Genomic DNA, 3,157 nt, shown 5'->3' with positions numbered 1-3,157 from the left:
GGCGGTTCTCTTTCACCAGCGGCATCGCTTTTTTCATCAGACGAGCCACTTCTGCTGCATCGTCTATGATAATGCGATAGTGGCGACGCGCATCTTCCCCCAGCGTGTGCACGATAAATTCGTCCAGCACGCGGAAGTAATCGGCGCTCTCTTTTGGTCCAGTCAGGATCAGCGGTAAAACCTGATCTTTGTTGGCCGGGTTCATCAGGATCCCCAGCAGATACAGCAGCTCTTCTGCTGTCCCTACGCCGCCTGGGAAGATGATTATACCGTGGGCGATACGTACGAACGCTTCCAGACGTTTTTCAATGTCCGGCATGATGATCAGTTCGTTAACCAGCGGGTTAGGCGGCTCAGCGGCAATGATTGACGGTTCGGTCATACCGATAAAGCGGCTGTCTTTGTATCGTTGCTGGGCGTGACCGACCGCAGCGCCTTTCATTGGCGCTTCCATCGCCCCCGGACCACAGCCGGTACAGATGTTCAGTTCGCGCAGGCCCAACTGGGTACCAACGCGACGGGCGTACAGGTACTCGTTTTCGTTGATTGAGTGACCCCCCCAGCAGACGACCATGTTCGGCGCTTCACCCACGTGTAGCGCCCGGGCATTGCGCAGGATCGAGAATACCAGGTTGGTAATATGCACCGAGCTTTCAAGATCCAGATGCTGAAAGCGACCGGCGTTATGGATCTGGCCATTGACGAACAGAATGTCGCGCAGCACGGCAAACAGGTTGGCCTGCAGTGCGCGAATAATGCGTCCATCAACAAACGCATCTTCAGGTGGGTTGATCAGTTCCAGCTTCACGCCCCGTTCGCGGCGCAGCACGTTAATGTCGAAACTTTCAAAGCGTGACAGCAGCTCTTTGCTGTTGTCGGTCAAACTGCCGGAGTTCAGAACGGCAAGCGAACAGTTACGAAACAGTTGATACAGGTCGCTGCTGGCCGTGCGTTTAAGCATATCGACTTCCAGTTGCGACAACATGTCCATTGAGCCAAGCGGGCTAATATGTGTAATCAAGTAAACTCCTTATGGGACGCAACACGTCATTCCCTGTTGATTACAATAGCCCTGGCTTATGACCTTTCACAACCTTGCGCGCGGAATCCGGCACGCAAAATTGAGAAAAAAGATTACTGACGTACCAGGCGCCCCGTTGCTGGGGTGAAATCGGTGTTGGTGCGCCATGGGTTAATGTCCAGGCCGCCACGTCGCGTGTAGCGCGCGTAAACGCTCAGTTTCTCCGGTTGGCAGAAGCGCAGAATGTCATTGAAAATGCGTTCCACGCACTGCTCGTGAAACTCATTATGGTGACGGAAGGAGACCAGATAACGCAGCAGCTTCTCGCGATCGATTTTCCGTCCGCGATACTGAATCTGTATGGAGCCCCAGTCCGGCTGGTGGGTGATCAAGCAGTTAGACTTCAGCAGATGGCTGACCAGCGTCTCTTCCACCGCTTTTTCACCGCCAACGGCATTTTCCAGATACTCTGTGCTGAACTGGTAGTTATCGATGACGATATCCTGATTGTCGATACAGGTGCCGTTAAAGTGGGCTATCGGTTGTCCTTCCAGTTCGTCAAGACGGTACAGCGCTACGCTGACATCACCCTGAGCACAAGCGCGCAGATCGTTTTCCAGCGTCTGGCGTACCGCATCCCAGGAATCAAAACGCGTCTGGTTAAAACTGTTCAGGTAAAGCTTAAAGCTTTTCGATTCGATCAGATTTACGCTGGTGTAATCCAGTTCTACATGACCGACCGCTACCTGCGGTAAACCGTTGGCATTCAGCCAAGACAGTTCATATAGCGTCCAGATATCGGCACCGTGAAAAGGCAGATTATCGGCCTGTAAATCCAGCGGGTCGCGGTTCAGGCTGCGTGGAACGCCCTGCAGCAGGCTGGCATCGTAATTGTCACGGTAATCTGTTGATTTACCAAGAGTCAGGCCGTCAAGCGCCTGATGATTTTCATAAGAGGACATGTTTCACCGTCATAAACCAGATACACTATGCGACAAGTGTATCCTGGCTTTTGTGAAGAGAGAAATCAGTGGACGAATTGACAGCGCAGGCGTTGACAGCCTTTACGACACGTTATTGCGACGCATGGTACGAAAAAAACAACAGCTGGCCCCTCAGCGAAGAGCTGTATGGCGTACCTTCTCCGTGCATCATTTCTTCCACAGACGATGCGGTATTCTGGCAACCTCAGCCTTTTGTCGGCGAAAAAAACCTCAATGCGGTTGAACGCGCCTTTGATATCGTGATACAACCAGCCGTTCACGCTTTTTACACCACCCAGTTTGCCGGGGACATGCACGCGCAGTTTGCGGATGAAAAGCTAACGCTGCTGCAAACCTGGAGCGAAGACGACTTCAGGCGCGTTCAGGAAAACCTGATTGGTCACCTGGTTACGCAAAAGCGCCTCAAGCTGTCGCCTACGCTTTTTATTGCCACCCAGGACAATGAGCTTGACGTCATTTCGGTGTGCAATCTCTCCGGTGAAGTGTGCAAAGAAACGCTGGGAACCCGTAAACGAACGGTGCTGGCGGACTCACTTGCGGAATTTCTCACTCAGCTTAAGCCAGTTCTGTAATCCAGATTGCCCTGAACCTTGTGAGAGATCTCTTACAAACCCTGTAGGACATTGCCAGGTGATAAGTAAAGACTTAATGAACGGATAAAATAATTATTCCTTATTATTCATAAAGTTAATTTTTTATTGTCAACTTTCATACGAAAATAATCTTAAGGGAGTGTCTGTAAGCATCTTGTAAGACAAGGCGAAACAGGCGATTCTATATCTGTCGACAAGGAGTCGCACAACGAAGAGAACATCAGGATGATGGCTCTTCGGCAGGACACACCAGGACGGTGTTACAAGGACAGGCTTCAGGATGAAGCGAAGCGGAAAGCGCTGGATGCGTTAAGGGACACCTCCAGGATGGAGAATGAGAGCCGGTCAGGATGTTCGGCGGGTCAGGATGGCCAGGACACTTCAGGATGAAGTTTTCACATCGGGGTGATGTGAGCAGGATGCACAAGTTCAGGATGAACAAGGTCGCAAGACCATAGGAAAAGTTGTCACGGATGAGCAGGGAGCACTAAAAGTAGCTGGAACGCTGCGAAACGAACCGGGAGCACTGTTTTTACAGT

3 protein-coding genes are annotated in these 3,157 nt (G+C 51.5%); 1 reads left to right on the top strand and 2 read right to left on the bottom strand.

Annotated features, from left to right (window positions below; genetic code table 11):
- Both ppnN and queF read right to left on the bottom strand, forming a co-directional pair.
- Positions 1 to 1,021, bottom strand: a 1,021-nt coding sequence (gene ppnN / locus FDW87_RS00580; protein ID WP_137379357.1) for a nucleotide 5'-monophosphate nucleosidase PpnN, incomplete at its 3' end; no start/stop codon positions are given.
- Between the two features lie 113 nt (positions 1,022 to 1,134).
- A complete protein-coding gene (gene queF / locus FDW87_RS00575) occupies positions 1,135 to 1,983 on the bottom strand; it encodes an NADPH-dependent 7-cyano-7-deazaguanine reductase QueF (RefSeq protein WP_016154246.1) in 849 nt (282 codons plus the stop codon).
- A gap of 68 nt (positions 1,984 to 2,051) precedes the next feature.
- On the opposite strand from queF, the gene syd reads away from it, so the two are divergent.
- Positions 2,052 to 2,597 carry a SecY-interacting protein gene (gene syd, locus FDW87_RS00570; RefSeq protein ID WP_016157357.1) on the top strand — a complete coding sequence of 182 codons (546 nt, stop codon included), beginning with the start codon at positions 2,052 to 2,054 and terminating at the stop codon, positions 2,595 to 2,597.
- The last annotated feature ends 560 nt before the right edge of the window (positions 2,598 to 3,157 follow it).

This window comes from Citrobacter sp. wls826 (genome assembly GCF_005281245.1).
In the GTDB taxonomy this organism is placed as follows: domain Bacteria; phylum Pseudomonadota; class Gammaproteobacteria; order Enterobacterales; family Enterobacteriaceae; genus Citrobacter; species Citrobacter braakii.
Note: the sequence above shows the minus strand (reverse complement) of the source record. Positions and strands in the feature narration are given on the sequence as shown.

What these genes read in the sequence shown, in the direction of transcription:
- queF (WP_016154246.1), bottom strand. Translation starts at nt 1,983, where the DNA reads ATGTCCTCTTATGAAAATCATCAGGCGCTTGACGGCCTGACTCTTGGT.